General features: G+C 39.2%; 24 protein-coding genes. 21 read left to right on the top strand and 3 right to left on the bottom strand.

Going from position 1 to position 16282, the window contains the following annotated elements; translation table 11 throughout:
* Nucleotide 1 precedes the first annotated feature (1 nt).
* The 9 genes from M5X66_RS11935 (at nt 2) to M5X66_RS11895 (ending at nt 4415) form a co-directional block, all read left to right on the top strand.
* Entirely contained in the window at nt 2-382 is a 381-nt protein-coding gene (locus M5X66_RS11935; protein WP_270103584.1) for an antiterminator Q family protein, read from the top strand.
* A 117-nt stretch (nt 383-499) separates the two neighbouring features.
* Nucleotides 500-895, top strand: a complete 396-nt coding sequence (locus M5X66_RS11930; RefSeq protein WP_270103583.1) for a subtilase family AB5 toxin binding subunit — start codon at nt 500-502, stop codon at nt 893-895.
* Nucleotides 896-1038: 143 nt separating this feature from the next.
* Nucleotides 1039-1356 (top strand): hypothetical protein, encoded by a 318-nt coding sequence (locus tag M5X66_RS11925; RefSeq protein ID WP_117162467.1) that lies wholly within the window; start codon nt 1039-1041, stop codon nt 1354-1356.
* 407 nt (nt 1357-1763) lie between these two features.
* Nucleotides 1764-1976 (top strand): transcription antiterminator/RNA stability regulator CspE, encoded by a 213-nt coding sequence (cspE, locus tag M5X66_RS11920; protein WP_036954791.1) that lies wholly within the window; start codon nt 1764-1766, stop codon nt 1974-1976.
* Nucleotides 1977-2585: 609 nt separating this feature from the next.
* Nucleotides 2586-2903, top strand: coding sequence for a hypothetical protein (locus M5X66_RS11915; RefSeq protein WP_270103582.1), 318 nt, complete (start codon nt 2586-2588; stop codon nt 2901-2903).
* A gap of 144 nt (nt 2904-3047) precedes the next feature.
* Nucleotides 3048-3317 (top strand): HP1 family phage holin, encoded by a 270-nt coding sequence (locus M5X66_RS11910; protein WP_117162465.1) that lies wholly within the window; start codon nt 3048-3050, stop codon nt 3315-3317.
* Nucleotides 3317-3787: a lysozyme gene (locus tag M5X66_RS11905; RefSeq protein ID WP_117162464.1), complete on the top strand. Its 471-nt coding sequence runs from the start codon at nt 3317-3319 to the stop codon at nt 3785-3787. The genes M5X66_RS11910 and M5X66_RS11905 overlap by 1 nt, the downstream gene beginning before the upstream one ends.
* Nucleotides 3769-3930, top strand: a complete 162-nt coding sequence (locus M5X66_RS11900; RefSeq protein ID WP_181937052.1) for a hypothetical protein — start codon at nt 3769-3771, stop codon at nt 3928-3930. Before M5X66_RS11905 ends, M5X66_RS11900 begins: the two co-directional genes overlap by 19 nt.
* A gap of 32 nt (nt 3931-3962) precedes the next feature.
* Nucleotides 3963-4415, top strand: coding sequence for a lysis protein (locus M5X66_RS11895; RefSeq protein WP_442959369.1), 453 nt, complete (start codon nt 3963-3965; stop codon nt 4413-4415).
* A 789-nt stretch (nt 4416-5204) separates the two neighbouring features.
* Here the strand turns inward: M5X66_RS11895 and M5X66_RS11890 are convergent.
* Together M5X66_RS11890 and M5X66_RS11885 are read right to left on the bottom strand one after the other, a co-directional pair.
* Nucleotides 5205-5438 (bottom strand): DUF1161 domain-containing protein, encoded by a 234-nt coding sequence (locus M5X66_RS11890; protein ID WP_117162461.1) that lies wholly within the window; start codon nt 5436-5438, stop codon nt 5205-5207.
* Nucleotides 5439-5607: 169 nt separating this feature from the next.
* Entirely contained in the window at nt 5608-5739 is a 132-nt protein-coding gene (locus M5X66_RS11885) for an entericidin A/B family lipoprotein (RefSeq protein WP_117162460.1), read from the bottom strand.
* A 397-nt stretch (nt 5740-6136) separates the two neighbouring features.
* Here M5X66_RS11885 and M5X66_RS11880 point away from each other — a divergent pair, with 397 nt between their 5' ends.
* Entirely contained in the window at nt 6137-6364 is a 228-nt protein-coding gene (locus tag M5X66_RS11880; RefSeq protein WP_117162459.1) for a hypothetical protein, read from the top strand.
* Between the two features lie 74 nt (nt 6365-6438).
* On the opposite strand, the gene M5X66_RS11875 is transcribed toward M5X66_RS11880, so the two are convergent.
* Nucleotides 6439-6807, bottom strand: a complete 369-nt coding sequence (locus M5X66_RS11875) for a VOC family protein (protein ID WP_270103581.1) — start codon at nt 6805-6807, stop codon at nt 6439-6441.
* Nucleotides 6808-7213: 406 nt separating this feature from the next.
* On the opposite strand from M5X66_RS11875, the gene M5X66_RS11870 reads away from it, so the two are divergent.
* The 11 genes from M5X66_RS11870 (at nt 7214) to M5X66_RS11820 (ending at nt 16265) form a co-directional block, all read left to right on the top strand.
* On the top strand, nt 7214-7816 hold the full coding sequence (locus tag M5X66_RS11870) for a hypothetical protein (RefSeq protein ID WP_270103580.1): 603 nt from the start codon (nt 7214-7216) through the stop codon (nt 7814-7816).
* 2 nt (nt 7817-7818) lie between these two features.
* Complete coding sequence (locus M5X66_RS11865) at nt 7819-9306, top strand: terminase (protein WP_270103579.1); 1488 nt, start codon at nt 7819-7821, stop codon at nt 9304-9306.
* Complete coding sequence (locus M5X66_RS11860; protein WP_270103578.1) at nt 9306-10676, top strand: DUF4055 domain-containing protein; 1371 nt, start codon at nt 9306-9308, stop codon at nt 10674-10676. The genes M5X66_RS11865 and M5X66_RS11860 overlap by 1 nt, the downstream gene beginning before the upstream one ends.
* Nucleotides 10673-11794, top strand: a complete 1122-nt coding sequence (locus M5X66_RS11855; protein WP_270103577.1) for a hypothetical protein — start codon at nt 10673-10675, stop codon at nt 11792-11794. Before M5X66_RS11860 ends, M5X66_RS11855 begins: the two co-directional genes overlap by 4 nt.
* A gap of 112 nt (nt 11795-11906) precedes the next feature.
* The gene (locus M5X66_RS11850) at nt 11907-12683 is read left to right on the top strand and encodes a hypothetical protein (RefSeq protein WP_154638257.1); all 777 of its coding nucleotides are present in this window, start codon (nt 11907-11909) and stop codon (nt 12681-12683) included.
* Nucleotides 12684-12696: 13 nt separating this feature from the next.
* Nucleotides 12697-13662: a major capsid protein gene (locus M5X66_RS11845; protein ID WP_036952449.1), complete on the top strand. Its 966-nt coding sequence runs from the start codon at nt 12697-12699 to the stop codon at nt 13660-13662.
* Between the two features lie 83 nt (nt 13663-13745).
* Nucleotides 13746-14228, top strand: coding sequence for a DnaT-like ssDNA-binding protein (locus M5X66_RS11840; protein WP_270103576.1), 483 nt, complete (start codon nt 13746-13748; stop codon nt 14226-14228).
* A 2-nt stretch (nt 14229-14230) separates the two neighbouring features.
* Nucleotides 14231-14581 carry a hypothetical protein gene (locus M5X66_RS11835; protein WP_270103575.1) on the top strand — a complete coding sequence of 117 codons (351 nt, stop codon included), beginning with the start codon at nt 14231-14233 and terminating at the stop codon, nt 14579-14581.
* Between the two features lies 1 nt (nt 14582).
* A complete protein-coding gene (locus M5X66_RS11830; RefSeq protein ID WP_270103574.1) occupies nt 14583-15161 on the top strand; it encodes a hypothetical protein in 579 nt (192 codons plus the stop codon).
* Complete coding sequence (locus M5X66_RS11825) at nt 15162-15563, top strand: phage tail terminator-like protein (protein ID WP_270103573.1); 402 nt, start codon at nt 15162-15164, stop codon at nt 15561-15563.
* A 48-nt stretch (nt 15564-15611) separates the two neighbouring features.
* A complete protein-coding gene (locus M5X66_RS11820; RefSeq protein WP_270103572.1) occupies nt 15612-16265 on the top strand; it encodes a phage tail tube protein in 654 nt (217 codons plus the stop codon).
* Nucleotides 16266-16282: the final 17 nt, after the last annotated feature.

The following is a 16282-nucleotide window of genomic DNA, read 5'->3' as shown; positions in this document are numbered from 1 at the left end:
GATGCGTAATATTCAACAAGTACTAGAAATGTGGGGCGCATGGGCTGCGGATAACATCGAGTCAGTTCAATGGTATTCGACAGCGGCAGGATTTAGCCGCTTAATACCTAGTAAGGTGAAATCTCGACCTCAATGTTGTGAAGATGACGCCATGATTATCTCTAGCTGTATGGCTCAATTAAGTATAAAGAATAAAGAGATGCATGACCTGCTACTGGATTATTATTTATTTGGGAAAACATTCATGCAGCTAGCTAGAGAACATAAATGCTCAGATACCCATATAGGGAAAAAACTTCAAAAAGCGGAGGGGGTCATTGACGGAATGTTGATTATGTTAGACATAAAATTAGAACTAGATAGGTATGTAGAGAAGATTTAATAAAATACTTTACGATCGTAAAATAGCTGATATTGTGATAAGAATGACTACAACGTCAGCAGCTTATGAGCCTCACTTCAGTGGGGCTTTGTTTTCTGCAAAATTTGAGTGAATTGTATGAGATTGAGTAGTTTATTCCCTGTATTTTTATTAATTGCCCCAACCGCATTTGCTATAGACACTTTGGACCCTAAGATTGAATATTATTCAGATGTGACTTTAGCTAATTTTAGTTCGGGACAAATAGAAGGGGGACGCTATTTTTGTGTGAAAGCAGTGAATCATGGTGGCGATGTTGTCGCCTGTGCCGTTTCTAATAAATCAGAATGGGCATCATCTTATGATCAGTTTTTTCAGCAAGCTTATTACTATTATACAACTGGAAATAAAGTAAGGTTGTATGTCCAGCCAAATGTATGGACTCACCCAAAATTTAGTCACACCTTCTCTAATAAAGCGATAGCTGGATTTGCTAGTTGTAATAATGGGTTTTGCATGGGACCAACAAGATAAATGTGTTAAATGATGATGAGTGATGGCATACAACATGTAATATTAACGTATTGATAATATGTGTTTTTATATGTTTTATTGAATGATTAAAACTGATGGCGGGTATTTACACTTAATTTTTCTTAAGTTAAGTGGTATTCATCATGAAAAAATCTGTCTTGTTAGTCACTCTATCATCCTTATTCCTTATCTCTTGTGCGACCAAACAATATCCACAAGCAGCAGTATTAACCGCTGAAGAGTCATCTATCATGACTTGTAATGACCTTAAGATAGAAATAGCTAAAACCCGCGGTATTCAGAACGAAATCGAAAGTACAGGGGAGTTTGATGGGAAAACAGTTCTTGGCTTCTTAGGTGATTTTGGTATTGGAAATGGTATGGCAAAGGGTGATGCTAGAAAAAAAGTACAATCTCGCCTTACTCAGCTAGAAAGCCTTAAATCCATTAAATGTAATTAATGTTATTTTAGAGTCATCACATTTTATTAATACAAGGCTACGTCTTACGTGGCTTTTATTAAATGGTATTTGATGCATGGGTTGTTAGAACATTAAATGGTTATTTATCATTGGGTTATTTCTCTATTCTTGTATTGAATATATCGTTAAATCCATATTGATTATTAAAATAATCGTAGTATCTATGAAAAAAACCTTGCTATACGTAAGGATGTATGAGTAAATATACTCATCGGTTTGGAAGTACAGACCTATTTATGAAAGCAAGTTTTGAAAAGTTCCCCCGTCTAGCGTTATCCCATAGATACCCATTCGTAGTGAATTCCTTCTAATTAGTTCCATAAGTATCAAGAAAAATCAAACCTATACGCCATGTGGCAACAATTAAAAATTCAAAGGAATTCAATATGTCTAATACAATGACTGGTTTAGTAAAATGGTTTAACGAATCTAAAGGCTTTGGCTTTATTTCTCCTGAAGATGGAAGCAAAGATGTGTTTGTTCACTTTTCTGCAATCCAAAGTGATAGCTTCAAAACCCTTAATGAAGGGCAAAAAGTCAGCTTCTCAGTAGAAAATGGCGCAAAAGGTCCAGCTGCTGTAAATGTAGTGGCACTTTAAGATCGACCTCTTTATGAGATGCCCTTAAGATAAAGGCACTCTATATAGACTCTATCATTTTGAAGCAACCAAAAGTAATCATCCCGGTGCTAAATGTATTTTGTAAGTCAGCGATGTAAGCTGCTTAGTATAATACTCAAAATTTCAAAACCCAGCCAATGAGCTGGGTTTTTTGCTTTCTAAAACAAGTAAAGCTTGAAACTGAGAAGTTTGTAATATGAAACAATAGTAAATACTAAGCCCCACTTCAGCGGTGCTCTTCTATGTGAGGGTAAAAGAGCCCACATATAGTAAGTGCACAAAGAACATGATTGATAATATCAATATCATGCTCAGTAGCAGAATAACTGAATGTTTTAGAAAACTGATATGTTTTGGATTTTTTAGTAGAAATATCAAAATCGTTGGAATAATCATGCCTAGAATTGATGCATATGTTAAATATTTATCCAAGTCTCGAAACATAGTAAATTCCATTTAAGTTAATTTCTTAACGTTGTAGCATGCATTAATTCAAATTCCAACTATTCGGAATTTCCGGATAGTTCATGTGGTAGATGTAAAGCATCCAAGATAAGGTGAGATGAAATTCAACTCGGTAGCTATGGTATGAGTAAGAAAAAGACACTGAATGGGAAAAATTTGCTCCCAGCAATTCTCTTTTATATTGGGATTATTGGATATCTTTGTTTTGCTATTTTTAATTTTGGGTCATCAAGTGGTGGATTGTTTGGTGATTCTTTCGCTCATACATTTTATTATGCCAAATTATCATTTTGGTACGCCTTATATTCTTTTGTATGTATTTCTTTTTGTTCTCAGGCATCGGAGAAGGAAAATAAAGAATCACCTACAAGGTTGCATACTGACATGGCAAAATTGCAGAGTGGATTAGCTATAATCCTAGCAATTGCAGCGTTTACATAAAATACTCCACATTTCTATAGGTCGCTTGATGCGGCCTTTTTCCTTATATAGCCACCGCAAATCACACACAACATGTTTAATTACTGCAATTTTGCGGTCGGCTTTTTATTAACTCAATCTCAGGCACTCCGTAGGGGTGAAATCATGCGTATGGATAAATATAGCAACGCAGCCTACGGCAGTGCTGGGCTAACAGCATTTTTCGCAAGCTTATCACTTTATGAGTGGGGCTTTATTATTGGGATGGCGTTCAGCATCATTCTTGGTCTCGCTACTTTTTTCATGAATAGACGGGAGCAACGAAAGCGAACTCGTTTATTCGAAGAACTGGTTCATAAAATCGATCCTCAAAACCCTTCAGCAAAATCTAAAGTTGTCGCCAGTCTGATGGCGAAAGCTCCTAAGGATATCTAATGTCACTCAAACAAAAACTAACTGTGCTTGTTAGCGCAGGGGCTACGGCTATCGCTTTAACGGTGATTGCGCATTTTGAAGGTGTTAGATATGAGCCCTATGAAGATGTGGGCGGGGTATTAACGGTCTGTTATGGCCATACGGGAAAAGACATTGTCACCAATAAAATTTACTCAGAAGAAGAATGCTACGAATTGCTTGAGGCTGACTTTCAGCGAACAAAGCTGCAGGTCGATAAATTGGTTAAGGTGCCAATTGACGAGTACACCAAAGCTGCACTGTATTCATTCGCATTCAATGTTGGTACCGGCGCATTTGCTAAGTCGACGATGCTTAAAAAGCTAAACGCCGGTGACAAATATGGTGCTTGTGAAGAGCTAAAAAAATGGGTTTACGCTGGCGGTAAGGTATGGCGTGGTCTAGTTAATCGTAGAGAAGCGGAGGCGGCTATATGCCATGGAAGTATGTAGTCGCAGTGATTGGATTAATTATCTATATAGCAGCATTTCTGGTGAGTGGATTTTATTTACTCACAGATAACACATGTGGCATTGATAAGACCAGTTTAGAAAAGCGCTGCCAGAAAGCCATCGACCATTACAAAGGTCGGTAAATTAATTTTTAATCATCTATATGGTAACTACCATGAATACAGTTAGAGCATTACTATTTATCGCTGCATGGGTAGCCATATGGGGAATGTGGAAACAGCACGAGAGAATAGGTGAATTAAACTCTAAGAATGCTGAATTGTTCGTTGAGCTGACAGAACAAGTCAAAATCAATAAAGATTACCAAGAACGTGTTCAAGCCCTTCATGAACTCGATATTAGACATACTCAGGAGCTAGCTAATGCAAAGATTGAAATTGATGAGTTGCGTATTGCTTCTGAGCGTAATCCTGAGCGGGTGTACATCCGAGCCAGCTGTAAAAAAGCCGAAAGCACTACCACCTCCGGCTTGGATGATGCAATCACCGCCAGACCTACTGACTCCGCTATCGGAAATTATTGGCTACTCAGGCAGCGAATCGCAGAGTCCAAGCAAATGATACTTGGCTTGCAAGATTACATTAGAACGGAGTGTTTAAACCAATAGTAGTTGAGCTTATAGTTTGTCTTATGTCACATTATATAAATTAAGACGATCTGGTTTTCCAGTCAGCAAAAATAGGTATAGCAATAATTTATTATGAGCAAACTATATCAACTTATTATAAGCGAACGAGGAAAAGATAACTGGTATTCGAAGTTGTCAAATGACGCAATATCTCGTATCGCCGCAAAGTGTGGTCGAGATGAAATAGCAGAAGCACACATTAAACTCAAATATTTTAAATCTGAACTAATGGTCGTGCCTGACTGGGACGGAGATACTCAAGATGACATCTGGAGAGCGATTGAGTTATTTAGGGCAATACTAGCTGAATGCAATAAATAAGATTAGAGTGATACGGTATAGATGTAGCTTGTTTTGCCTTTATGCATCAGCAGGTGTAGAACAATAATTTTTTGTAAGGAAAAAATAAAAATGCCCCAGATATCGGGGCGAAGTAGAGAATAATAGTTCATGAATGTAACGTCACTATACGTTAATCGTGAATGACCACAACATTAAAAAGGTAGTAATCTCAAGCGGATATTACGAATCCGAGCCTCGCAAAATAGCGAAGTTTTTAATAGAAAGTATAGTTATACGAAAAATTGAACAGCAAAGAGTCTCGGTAGGTTAGCCTAGATTGTAATCGCGATAGCGGCAGAGAAATTTACAAAAGTAAATAACACAAATTAATTTCTCGTTGGCGACCATTTGCTGGGAGATGATTACGTTTTATTAAGTTGGTAATGAGAAAGGAAAGGGCTTTGTGGCAAGCCCTTTTGGGGCAAATTATTTTTTTGTATAAATAATTTTTTGTGTTTCATTAGAACAGTTACCTACAACAGTACCTTGTTGTGAAGCAGCTTCTTCATTTGAAACGACAGTAATGGTAAAGCTCTCTGCAGGTACGCCATTGTTAATAATCTTCTGCGTAATTTCTTCAACAACGCTTTCGCATGAAGCACTTGCAATGGCTGGAATAAATAATGTCATTAAAGTAGCAATAATTATTCTTCTTTTCATATGCAATATTCCTTATAAGCTAGAGTCAGTTAATAGAAATTCTTTCAAAAAAGCTTAATGAGTATACTTAAGTGAAATATTTAAAGCTATCCGTTGATAGCAGTAAAACACTAGAAGATATCTTCATCTTTAACCCGCTAGTGTTTTATTAATCGGTTAAATGTAGGTTTTACTCGGCTACTCTCTGTATTGCTTTGCCTCCAGCCTCTATGTCTTCACCAACACCTTTAGTGGTGTTACAGGCAGTTAATGTGAAAACAACAGCTAATGAGCAGATGAGGAAACTGATTTTTTTCAACATATTTTCTTCCTTTTAGGTGTGAAGTTATAAGTCACAAAACATCATAGTTTAACTATAGCAGAACAATTTGATTGATATTTTCATTTGCATAGAGCTGTCATATTAATATTAACCTCTAGCATAGATGTTAAATCAGAAGATCAGTGATATCTGACAAATAAAAATTAGCTGCTATATTTTAAGTGTTAATACTTATTATGTGATCAATCAACATTAGCAATGAAGGGTACATTCTATGATATTAGAAGAGATATTTATCCGTATGCTTAATGTATTCCAATACTTATTAATTGGCTTCCTTCTATTTTTATTATCGATAGCTTTACCTATTTGGCTAGGATAATCTTACAGTCTCTGTGTTTCGTAAGTATCTTGAGAATGAATCAGGGGGGCTGTAATGGATGGTTGTCAAAGGGACGAAACTAAGTATTTTCCCTGGACTGGTGCGGCATTAAAAGTTGCATTAGTAATGACAGTAGAAACTATGATGTTGACGCCAGAAGAAGCGGAGAGCCAAAATATTACTGTTGTAGTTGGTCCATTTGCTAGACCATATAAGGAAATATTGGCCATTGCAGAAGAGTATGGTGAAAAGGTGATCCCTAAATCAATGGGTGATATCTAGCCAGATATAAAATGATAAGAATTCTCGTAGACCCGCTTAGTGCGGGTTTTTTATTATCAAATTAACTATGATTTTTATATTTTGAAGTGCTCATATGTTGTTATTTCATACTTATTTTCGTATGGGTCGGTGAAATAGATGGATATAGACACATCATGGTCAACGATAGAAAATTGAATGTTGTTGATTCTCAGGTGTTCTATGGATTCCATCAGTGTAGTCTTATCTGTACCAAAAGCGATTGTGTTACCGATGCTTTGTGATGTCCTTTTAAATAAGGAAAGGTGGACATCATTATTGTTTATGACTAATGGACCACCCTGGTCAAACCAAAACTTGTATTTGGGTGTAACGGTAAAGAATAAAATATCTTTATACCATTTTACGGCTTCATTGAGGTCATCGACATATACATGCACATGGTCTATTGAAGTTAGTTTCATTTGACTCTCCTTTAAATATTTAAAATAACATACCTTCAATGTAAATATTTTCGCTAAAAATGGTTTTAATTTGTTATGAGAAACTCTTTAAGAAATGTTAATAGTTAAAGCATAAGTGTTTTCTTGCTGAAGGTTTTAGATTTTTGGTGAAACCAATCGACAGAAGAATTGCTGGCTAAGATGTAAAGATAAGAGTTTGTAGATAAAAAACCCCTTATTGCAATGAACACAATAAGGGGGATTGCAGCAATACTAAATATTGCATTTAGCAATGAAATTAACAATGAAAAACTAAAATACAACAATTTAATTGTTATTGTTCTGATTTAAATCAAATTAAAGATTTTTGTGAAAGATGCAGATCTTGTTTTTGTATTGGCTTTTTGATTTATCATGAGGGTGAATAATGTTCAAAAGACCAGATTGGGAGGCTATTGAGTCTGCTTACCGAGCTGGCGTAATGTCTATAAGAGAAATAGCCTCTCAATATGAGATAACCCATCAAGCGATAAGTAAACGCGCAAAGAAAGAAGGATGGGAACGAGATTTAAAGGCAAAGGTTAAGGCTAGAGCTGAAAACTTGGTTGCCAAAAGAGAGGTTGCCACTCTGGTTGCCGCTGAGAAGGCTATTTCTGAGCGGCTACTTATCGAAGCTAATGCTGAAGTCATTGCTAATGTTCGTATGGAACATAGGGGTGATATTCGCAGGGCTAGGGAGTTAACCAACAGTTTATTTAATGAGCTATCTGCTGAATGTACGGATGTACCTGCTTTAAGGAAGCTAGGTGAATTAATGTTTGAGCCTGATAGCAATGGGCGAGACAAACTCAATGAACTCTACAATTCAATCATCTCTCTCCCCGAACGTGTTAAATCTGCTAAAGCATTAAGCGAGACACTTAAAAACCTAATTGGACTTGAGCGCCAGGCGTACGGGCTGGATGACACGCAGCAGAATAAAGTATCCGACTCTATATCGTCACTGATGGACGACCTATCGAAGGAATAAGTATGAAGCCAGAATATCTTGCATTATTAAGAGATAAGCTCTGGCGATTGAATCACTTGTACTGGATCACCAACAAAGAAGGTAAGCCAGTTCGATTTAAAATGACGCCTGAGCAGCTTGAATACTTTGAAGGGATGCATACGCGAAACATTATCTTAAAGGCTCGTCAGCTGGGTTTCACGACTGAGGTTTGCATTATCCAATTAGATGCAGCGTTATTTGAGGCGGCTAAATGTGCATTGATTGCTCATACACTTAACGATGCTAAAAGGCTATTTAGAGAAAAGATAAAGTATGCCTATGAAAAGCTACCCGAAGAAATTAAAGCTGCAAATCCGGCGAGTAATGATGCGGCTGGTGAATTGGTTTTTAGCAAAGGCGGGTCACTTTATATCAGCACGTCATTTCGTGGTGGCACTCTTCGATACTTGCATGTATCTGAGTTCGGAAAGATATGTGCAAAGTACCCTGAAAAAGCTCGTGAGATAGTTACTGGTGCGTTTGAAGCTGTATCAAGTGACTGTTTTACGACAATTGAAAGCACTGCTGAGGGGCGAGCTGGTTATTTCTATGATTATTGTCAGTCGGCCGAAAAAGCGCAAATTCAGTGTAAAACGCTATCTAACTTAGATTGGAAATTCTTTTTCTTTTCATGGTGGAAGAACCCTGAGTATGCGATTGATCCTGTTGAGCAATTACCTCAGCGATTAATTGATTACTTTGATGAGACATCCCGCAAGCATGGCATTCACCTCAACGAGCGTCAGAAAGCATGGTACTACGCCAAAGAGAAAACGCTTGGTGAAGACATGAAGCGGGAGTACCCGTCAATACCGTCTGAGGCATTCCAGCAATCCGTTGAAGGTGCTTATTACGCTAAGCAATTCCGCTTTCTGTACGAAAATAAACGCATTAGCACACTCCCTGATAATTCCCACTTACCTGTGCATACGTATTGGGATATTGGCGTTGGTGACTCAACCTCAATTTGGTTTATTCGTGAAGTAGGTGATGAATTCCATGTGATAGACCATTACTCAAACAGTGGTGAAGGCCTAAGACATTATATGAAAGTGCTGAAAGATAAAGGCTACACATACGCGAGTCATAATGGACCACATGATATTGATAACCGCGAGTTTGGTTCAGATGCGAAATCACGTAGAGAACTAGCTCGAGAAGGGTATGAAATTGATGGGCAAGTTTACTCAATTCGATTTGACGTAGTGCCAAAGCTTTCGATTGATGAAGGTATTGAGGCTGTACGTGAAATTCTCCCTCGTTGTGTTTTTGATGAACATAAATGTGCTGAAGGCATTGCTCATCTTGAAGCGTATCGCAAAGAGTGGGATGACAAACGAGGTTGCTGGAAAGATAAACCACTTCACGACTACACATCACATGATGCTGATGGATTTAGATATTTTGCTGTAAGTAGGCGAAATGTTAAACGTCCAGCATTTGAAATCAACTTAGGAACAACCTTCTGATGAGTATAAATAATGTAGATTTTACTCGACCGGAGTATAAAACGGCTGCTCCTCAGTGGGCTTTAGTGCGTTCTGTTTGCCGAGGTGGTGAAGATATAAAAAGTTATCTTCCTGAGCTTGAAGAGCAAGACAATAAGCGCAAAAAGAAACGTAATAAGGACTATCAAGACCGTGCGGTGTTTTACCCAATAACAGGTAACACTCGTAACGGTATGATAGGGATGGCATTCAAGAAAGACCCACTAGTTGCGGTCACTGAAAAACTGTCTTGTTTAAAAGATGATGCTGATGGTGCGGGTTCAAGCATTTATCAATTAGCTCAATCTTCTCTTGAATCGATATTGGAAGTGGGACGGCATGGGTTATATGTTGATTACAACAGCGACTCTAAGCTCCCGTACATATTTCAATATCAAGCTGAGGATATCATTAACTGGCGAGCAGACCGTATCAACGGTCGAACCATTTTAACGCTGGTGGTTCTTCGCGAAATGGTTGAGGAAGAGGATGGTTTTGGATTTAAAGATACTATTCAATACCGAGTATTAGCGATAGAAAATGGCAAGTTTATCTGCAGAGTATATCGTAAGCCTGCTGGCAGCAGCGTGTATCAAATCCACTCTGAATATATTCCTGAACGTGCAGGTAATGGTGCTTGGGATGAAATTCCATTTACGTTTATTGGCGCTCAGAATAACGATCACACTATTGATGAAGCTCCATTGTTAGGGCTAGCAAAAATCAATTTAGGGCATTATCGAAATTCTGCAGACTACGAAGATTCCGTGTTTTTCTGTGGGCAAGTACAGCCTTACATTGGTGGATTAAATGAGCAGTGGCGCGACTGGCTGCAAGAAAAAGGTGTCATGGTTGGCTCTCGTTCACCAATCTTATTGCCTGATAAAGGTTCTTATGGATACGTTCAAGCTCAGCCAAATATGTTGGCTAAAGAAGCTATGGACAGTAAGCGCGATTACATGGTGGCTTTAGGTGCTCAGTTAGTTTCTTCAGATAGTAAAGTCAAAACGATTATTCAATCTGTGGGGGAGCAAAGTGCTCAAACCTCTATTCTCAGTATTTGTTGCTCAAATGTCTCAGATGCGTTTAGCAAAGCGTTAATGTGGTGCGCTGAATACTTAGGTTTAGATACTAAAGACACTTCTTTTGAAATTAACAAAGACCTCGTTAATCACATTGCTGACAGTTCGATGATCCGTGAAATTGTTGCTGCGTGGCAATCTGGAGCAACGCGTAAATCTGATTTGGTGAGAAGTTTACAAAAATATGATGTTATCGACCCCGCTGATGATGTTGATATGGTGGTTGATGAGCTTAACAACCAAGAGCCGACAATAGTAGGTGAAACATGAAATCAGTGAATGAGCGATTAAGGGATGAATTGATTGCTCACTCTTTGTTTTCTGGTCGTTATTCTACGGGTGTTGCAAGGCGCATGATAAATGCACTCAATGAATTTGACGCTGAATTAACAGCTTCGCTTATTGTTGCTTTAGATGATGCCACTATTGACGTTAATAGCTTTACTTCAAGGCGATTAGAGTCATTACTATCGAGCGTGAAAGCTATTAATACGCGTGCAATTGATAGCGCTTTTACGTTGTTAATAGGCGAAATGAGAGAGTATGCATTGCATGAAGCTGGTTATTACTCCTCATTACTTGATGCTTTATTGCCTGATGCTGTTCTACGCCAATACCCGCTTATGGGTATTACAGAGGAGATGTTATTTTCTTCAGTAATGTCTCGCCCATTTCAAGGGAAATTACTCACTGAATGGGCTAATGGTTTAGAAGCAGATCGCATGAAAAGAATAGGCAATGCTGTTCGTAGTGGTTATTTAAATGGAGATAGCGCTGTAGAGATTGGTCGCAAGATCCGCGGGCATGCAAGCCAAGGTTACAAAGATGGCGTATTACAGCTAAGCCGAGCTAACGCAACAGCAATAGCAAAGACAGCAATTAATCATTTGCAAGCCACAGCACGAGAGCAATTTGCGGAGGCGAATAAAGACATTTTTGATTGCAAGCAATGGTTATCAACCCTTGATAATAAAACCTCTCATGTCTGTGTTGTGCGGGATAGGTTGAAGTATACATTGGAAGGTAAACCAATAGGACACAAAATCCCCTATCTACAAGGTCCCGGTAAAATCCATTTTAATTGTCGCTCAACGGAAACTCTCGTCACTAAGTCATGGCGTGAATTAGGTATTGATGTGAATGAGATGGACGCAGGAACGAGAGCATCAATGGATGGGCAAGTTCCAGCTGAGACCAATTTTCTTGATTGGGTGCAGCGACAACCAGAATGGCGACAACGGCAAGTGTTCGGTGAAACACGATTTAGATTAATGAAAGAGGGCGGTATGCATCCTTCTGAATTTTATACAGATAAGGGAGAATTTATTTCGTTAGAGCAACTCAAGAAGCTAGACGAAAAAGCATTTAAAGATGCGGGTTATAGCTAATCAATTAACGATTTAACAAGGTCACTTCGGTGACCTTTTTTATTGTCTAAATTCGGCCAAGGGCTGGTTTTATTTTAACGCGCTAGGCGCAATGAATCCCAAGGGGAACAACATGTTATTTATGAATATCGAACGCAAATATTACTCACAGGCTGATGATGGCGCTGGTGGTGGAAGTGGTGGAACTGCATCAGTAATCACACCGGAAATTCAAGCCATTATCGATAAAGCAGTCGGTGAGCAAGTAGCTGGGCTGAAGGCTAAACGTGATGAGTTATTGGGTAAGCTCAAAGAGCAAAACGATAATCTCAAGCGTTTTGATGGTATTGATCCCGATGCTGTACGTGGAATTCTCAAGCGTTTTGAAAATGATGAAGAGGCCAAGTTAATCGCTGACGGCAAAATTGATGAGGTCATTAATAAACGTACTGAGCGCTTACGCAATGACGTTGATAAACAGCTGAAAGAAGCCAATAGCCGAGTGGAAAGGGCTGAGGCTTTTGCTAATAAATTTCGCCAACGTGTATTGGGAGATGAAGTACGCTCTGCTGCTGGTAAAGCCGGCGCATTAGCTAGCGCACAAGAAGACTTAATTTTACGTGCCAAAGGCATTTTTCAAATCAACGATGAAGGTCAGGCCGTAGCCGTTGATGATGATGGTAATCCAATTATGGGGAAAGATGGTCGAACACCGTTATCACCTGTTGAATGGGTCGAATCATTAAAAGAAAGCGCGCCTCATTTGTTCCCTGCTGCTTCAGGGACGGATGCAGGAAAACATAAACAAGGTGGTGCACACCTTAAACGCTCTCAAATGTCTGCGAGTGAGAAAGCTGATTATATTCGCCGATATGGACGTGACACATTTTTAAAACTACCTAAAGAGTAAAGGAAGATAAGTAATGGCTACGACGACTAATAGCGATTTAGTAATTTACAACGACTTGGCGCAAACAGCGTTTTTAGAGCGTCGCCAAGATAATTTAGCCGTATTTAATCAGGCATCGAATGGTGCCATTGTGCTTGATAACATTTTTATTGAAGGTGATTTTCGTAAACGTGCTTTCTATCAAATTGGAGGATCGATTGAGCATCGTGATGTTGATTCAACAGGAACAGTAGAGAGTAAAAAAATTGGTGCGGGCGAATCTGTTGAAGTGAAAGCTCCATGGAAATATGGTCCATATGCAACAACGGAAGAGGCATTTAAACGTCGAGGACGAGATGTATCTGAATTTTCTGAGCTAGTTGGTATTGATGCTGCTGATGCATCTCTAGAAGGTTACATTAAATATTCCTTAGCCGCATTGGGGGCAGCTATCGGAAGTAATGCTGATATGGTCGTGACAGCAGACATTGCTACAGATGGGAAAAAAACACTCACCAAGGGGCTGCGTCGATATGGGGACAAGTTTAACCGTGTAAATCTCTTCGTCATGCACTCTACTACGTATTTCGATATTGTTGACCAAGCGATTGATAACAAAGTATACGAAGAGGCTGGTGTGGTTATCTATGGTGGGCAGCCGGGAACGTTAGGTAAGCCCGTCTTGGTAACAGACAGTGCGCCAGTTGATGCTATTTTTGGTCTTGTTCCTGGAGCTGTGACTATCATCGAGTCTCAAGAACCAACCTTCCGCTCATTTGAGATCAATGATAAGGAAAACTTAGAAATTGGGTATCGTGGTGAAGGCGTTGTTAACGTCGGTGTGCTTGGGTATAGCTGGGATGAATCAAAAGGTAAAAACCCAGATCTAACCAAGTTAGGTACTGCGGGTAACTGGAAAAAACATTTTACAAGCAACAAACTGACAGCAGGTGTGATGATTAAATTAACTGCTCAGGGCAAAAATGCAGTAAAGCAATAGAGCCAGAAGTAGCTAAAAGGAAAAAAACTACTGATGGCTAGTGAAGATAGGGGCGTAATGCCCCTTTTTATTTTGAGGTGGTCATGATTGATGCCGATAAAAACTCACCTACGTTTAATAGTTATGCTGGCATTGAAGATTTAAAAGCATATGCGAAAGTCAGGAATTTAACCCTATCAGACAGTAAATCACTCGAATCATTACTCATCGTTGCTATGGACTTCTTAGAATCCCAAAAATGGCAGGGTAAGCGTTCAGACAGTACGCAACCTTTATCTTTTCCTCGTACTGGATTGTTTCGTGATGGGGTTGAAATTGCTAGTGATGCGATTCCTCATCAGGTTATACAGGCTCAGTGTCGCCTTGCACTTGAAGCACAAGAGAATGAATTGCAGCCAACATTAGGTGCAGAAATAATTTCTGAACGTATTGAGGGAGCAATTGATTTGAAGTATGCAGACGGCACCAATACTGGTGCGCCTAATTTCGCTTGGCTGAAAGGTTTGCTATGTGGCTTGATTGATAGCTCAGAAGGCTTGGCTATTAACACATTTGCAGTGAGGTAGTGATGAATATTTATCAACGAGGTTGTCACACAGCATTGCGAATACTGAAAAAATACGGCGCTTCATATCAAATGAAACGCTCTGGTAAGCATTGGGTTGATGATAATGGCGTTGAGCATCATGAGCCTGAGTCTCTATTTTCAATCATTGGTGTAAAGGTTTTGTACAAACCATATGAAATTGATGGAACTTTAATTCTCTCTACGGATATTAAAATGGTTCTTTCCCCAGAGGTTGATATTCGAAAAGGAGATTCTGTTCTTGTTGATGGTATATGGCTACGTGTGCATGAGCCTAACCCGGTTAAACCTGCTGATGTTGTTATTTGCTACAAACCTCAGTTGAGGGCTTGATATGACTGATTCATTCATGAAGTCCGTTAATCTATTTGTAGAAAAATCTCAATCAAATATGGAGGCGGTGGTAAAAAAAACAGGTGTTAGGATTTTGGCTCAACTTGTTCAAATGTCTCCAGTGGGTAATCCCGACTTATGGAAAGTTAACCAAACGGCTGTAGGTTATAACCAAGCGGTATTTGAGCACAATGAAGCACTGAGAAAAGACCCTAATAATTTGACACTGAAAAATCGTCAATTAAAAAAACGTGCTCGAGTTAATGACTCTATGGATATCAAAGCACCCCCAGGTTATACGGGGGGACGATTCCGTGGAAATTGGCAAGTCACTTTTGATGTACCTGCTGATGGTGAAACTGGGCGAGTTGATAAATCAGGCAATATGACTAAGGCGGTTGGTAACTATGTGCTTGAGCAGTTCAAAGTGGGTATGAATGCTATCTATTTTACTAACAATGTTCCTTATGCCTACAGGTTGGAAATGGGGCATTCAAAACAAGCTCCTAATGGCATGATTGCAATTACCGCTGAAAACGTGAGTAAGTTCTTTAGATACGCTATCGCAGAGATGAAGTAAATGAAACAATCTGAGATCAATCAGTCTATTCGTGCGCTGGTGGCAAAAATTGCTAAGCAAGAAGGGGTGAAGGTGGCTTGGTCAAATATTGAGTTTGACGATATTAGCACTCCATATTTGCAATTACATATAATGCCAGCCATAACCGAAAATCTAGGTCTAGCGTTAGACATGCCAGTTCAAAAAGGTGTTATTCAACTTAATGTTGTTGAAAAGATTGGTAATGGTGATTCGGCGGTTATTGGCTTGGTTGATACCGTCAAAGAGCAGCTCGAAAATGGTTTAACACTCACGGAGTCACTGTATCTAGACGGTGAACCAAATCAGCTACCGCCACTTACCAGTGATATCAACTACATCATTCCAATACGTACATCCTATCGATGTCATCCAATCCGATAAACGACCGCCTAAATGGCGGTTTTTTTATGCATAAAAATGAGGTTAATAATGGCTTATAACATTCCTAATGGCTCGCGCGTTTATGTGGCGAGTAAATACGGAAAAGATGTTGAGTTTACGGCGGCAAGTAATGCCTCTGAAGCTGTACTTACTGTCACAGCGTCAAGTGGCATTAAAGCCGGAGATGTTGTTCTCATTACATCTGGGTGGAAACAAATGTCCGGTGTCTTTCGTGTGAAATCAGCAGAAAACACAAGTATCACGCTTGACGGTGTTGATACGACAGATACGGAACGTTTTCCGATTGGCGGCGGCAAAGGAACACTAAAGTCAGTTCAAGAATGGGAGGTTATGCCCCAAGTCATGACCTTATCAACAGAAGGTGGTGAGCAGCAAACGCAAGAAATTCAATTCTTAGAAGATGAGCAAGCAGAAACGGTTGATACCTATAAATCGGGTATCGTGCAGGTTTATACATTTGCTCATGATGCGAAATTACCTATTCGAGGGTTATTAATGTCCTTGGATGATACAAAGCAGTTAACAGCGATTCGTTTTTATAATAAACGGGCTGGTGAAGACCGTTACTACTCAGCCAGTGTGTCATTCCAACGTGTTCCTAATACTGCAATTAACGAGGTTGAAAACGTATCTGCACGTTTCTCTCTTAAATCAGATATGCAAATTTACACTACCGCATAATAACAGCCCCATTGGGG

Source organism: Providencia sp. PROV188, from assembly GCF_027595165.1.
GTDB lineage: Bacteria > Pseudomonadota > Gammaproteobacteria > Enterobacterales > Enterobacteriaceae > Providencia > Providencia lanzhouensis.
Note: the sequence above shows the minus strand (reverse complement) of the source record. Positions and strands in the feature narration are given on the sequence as shown.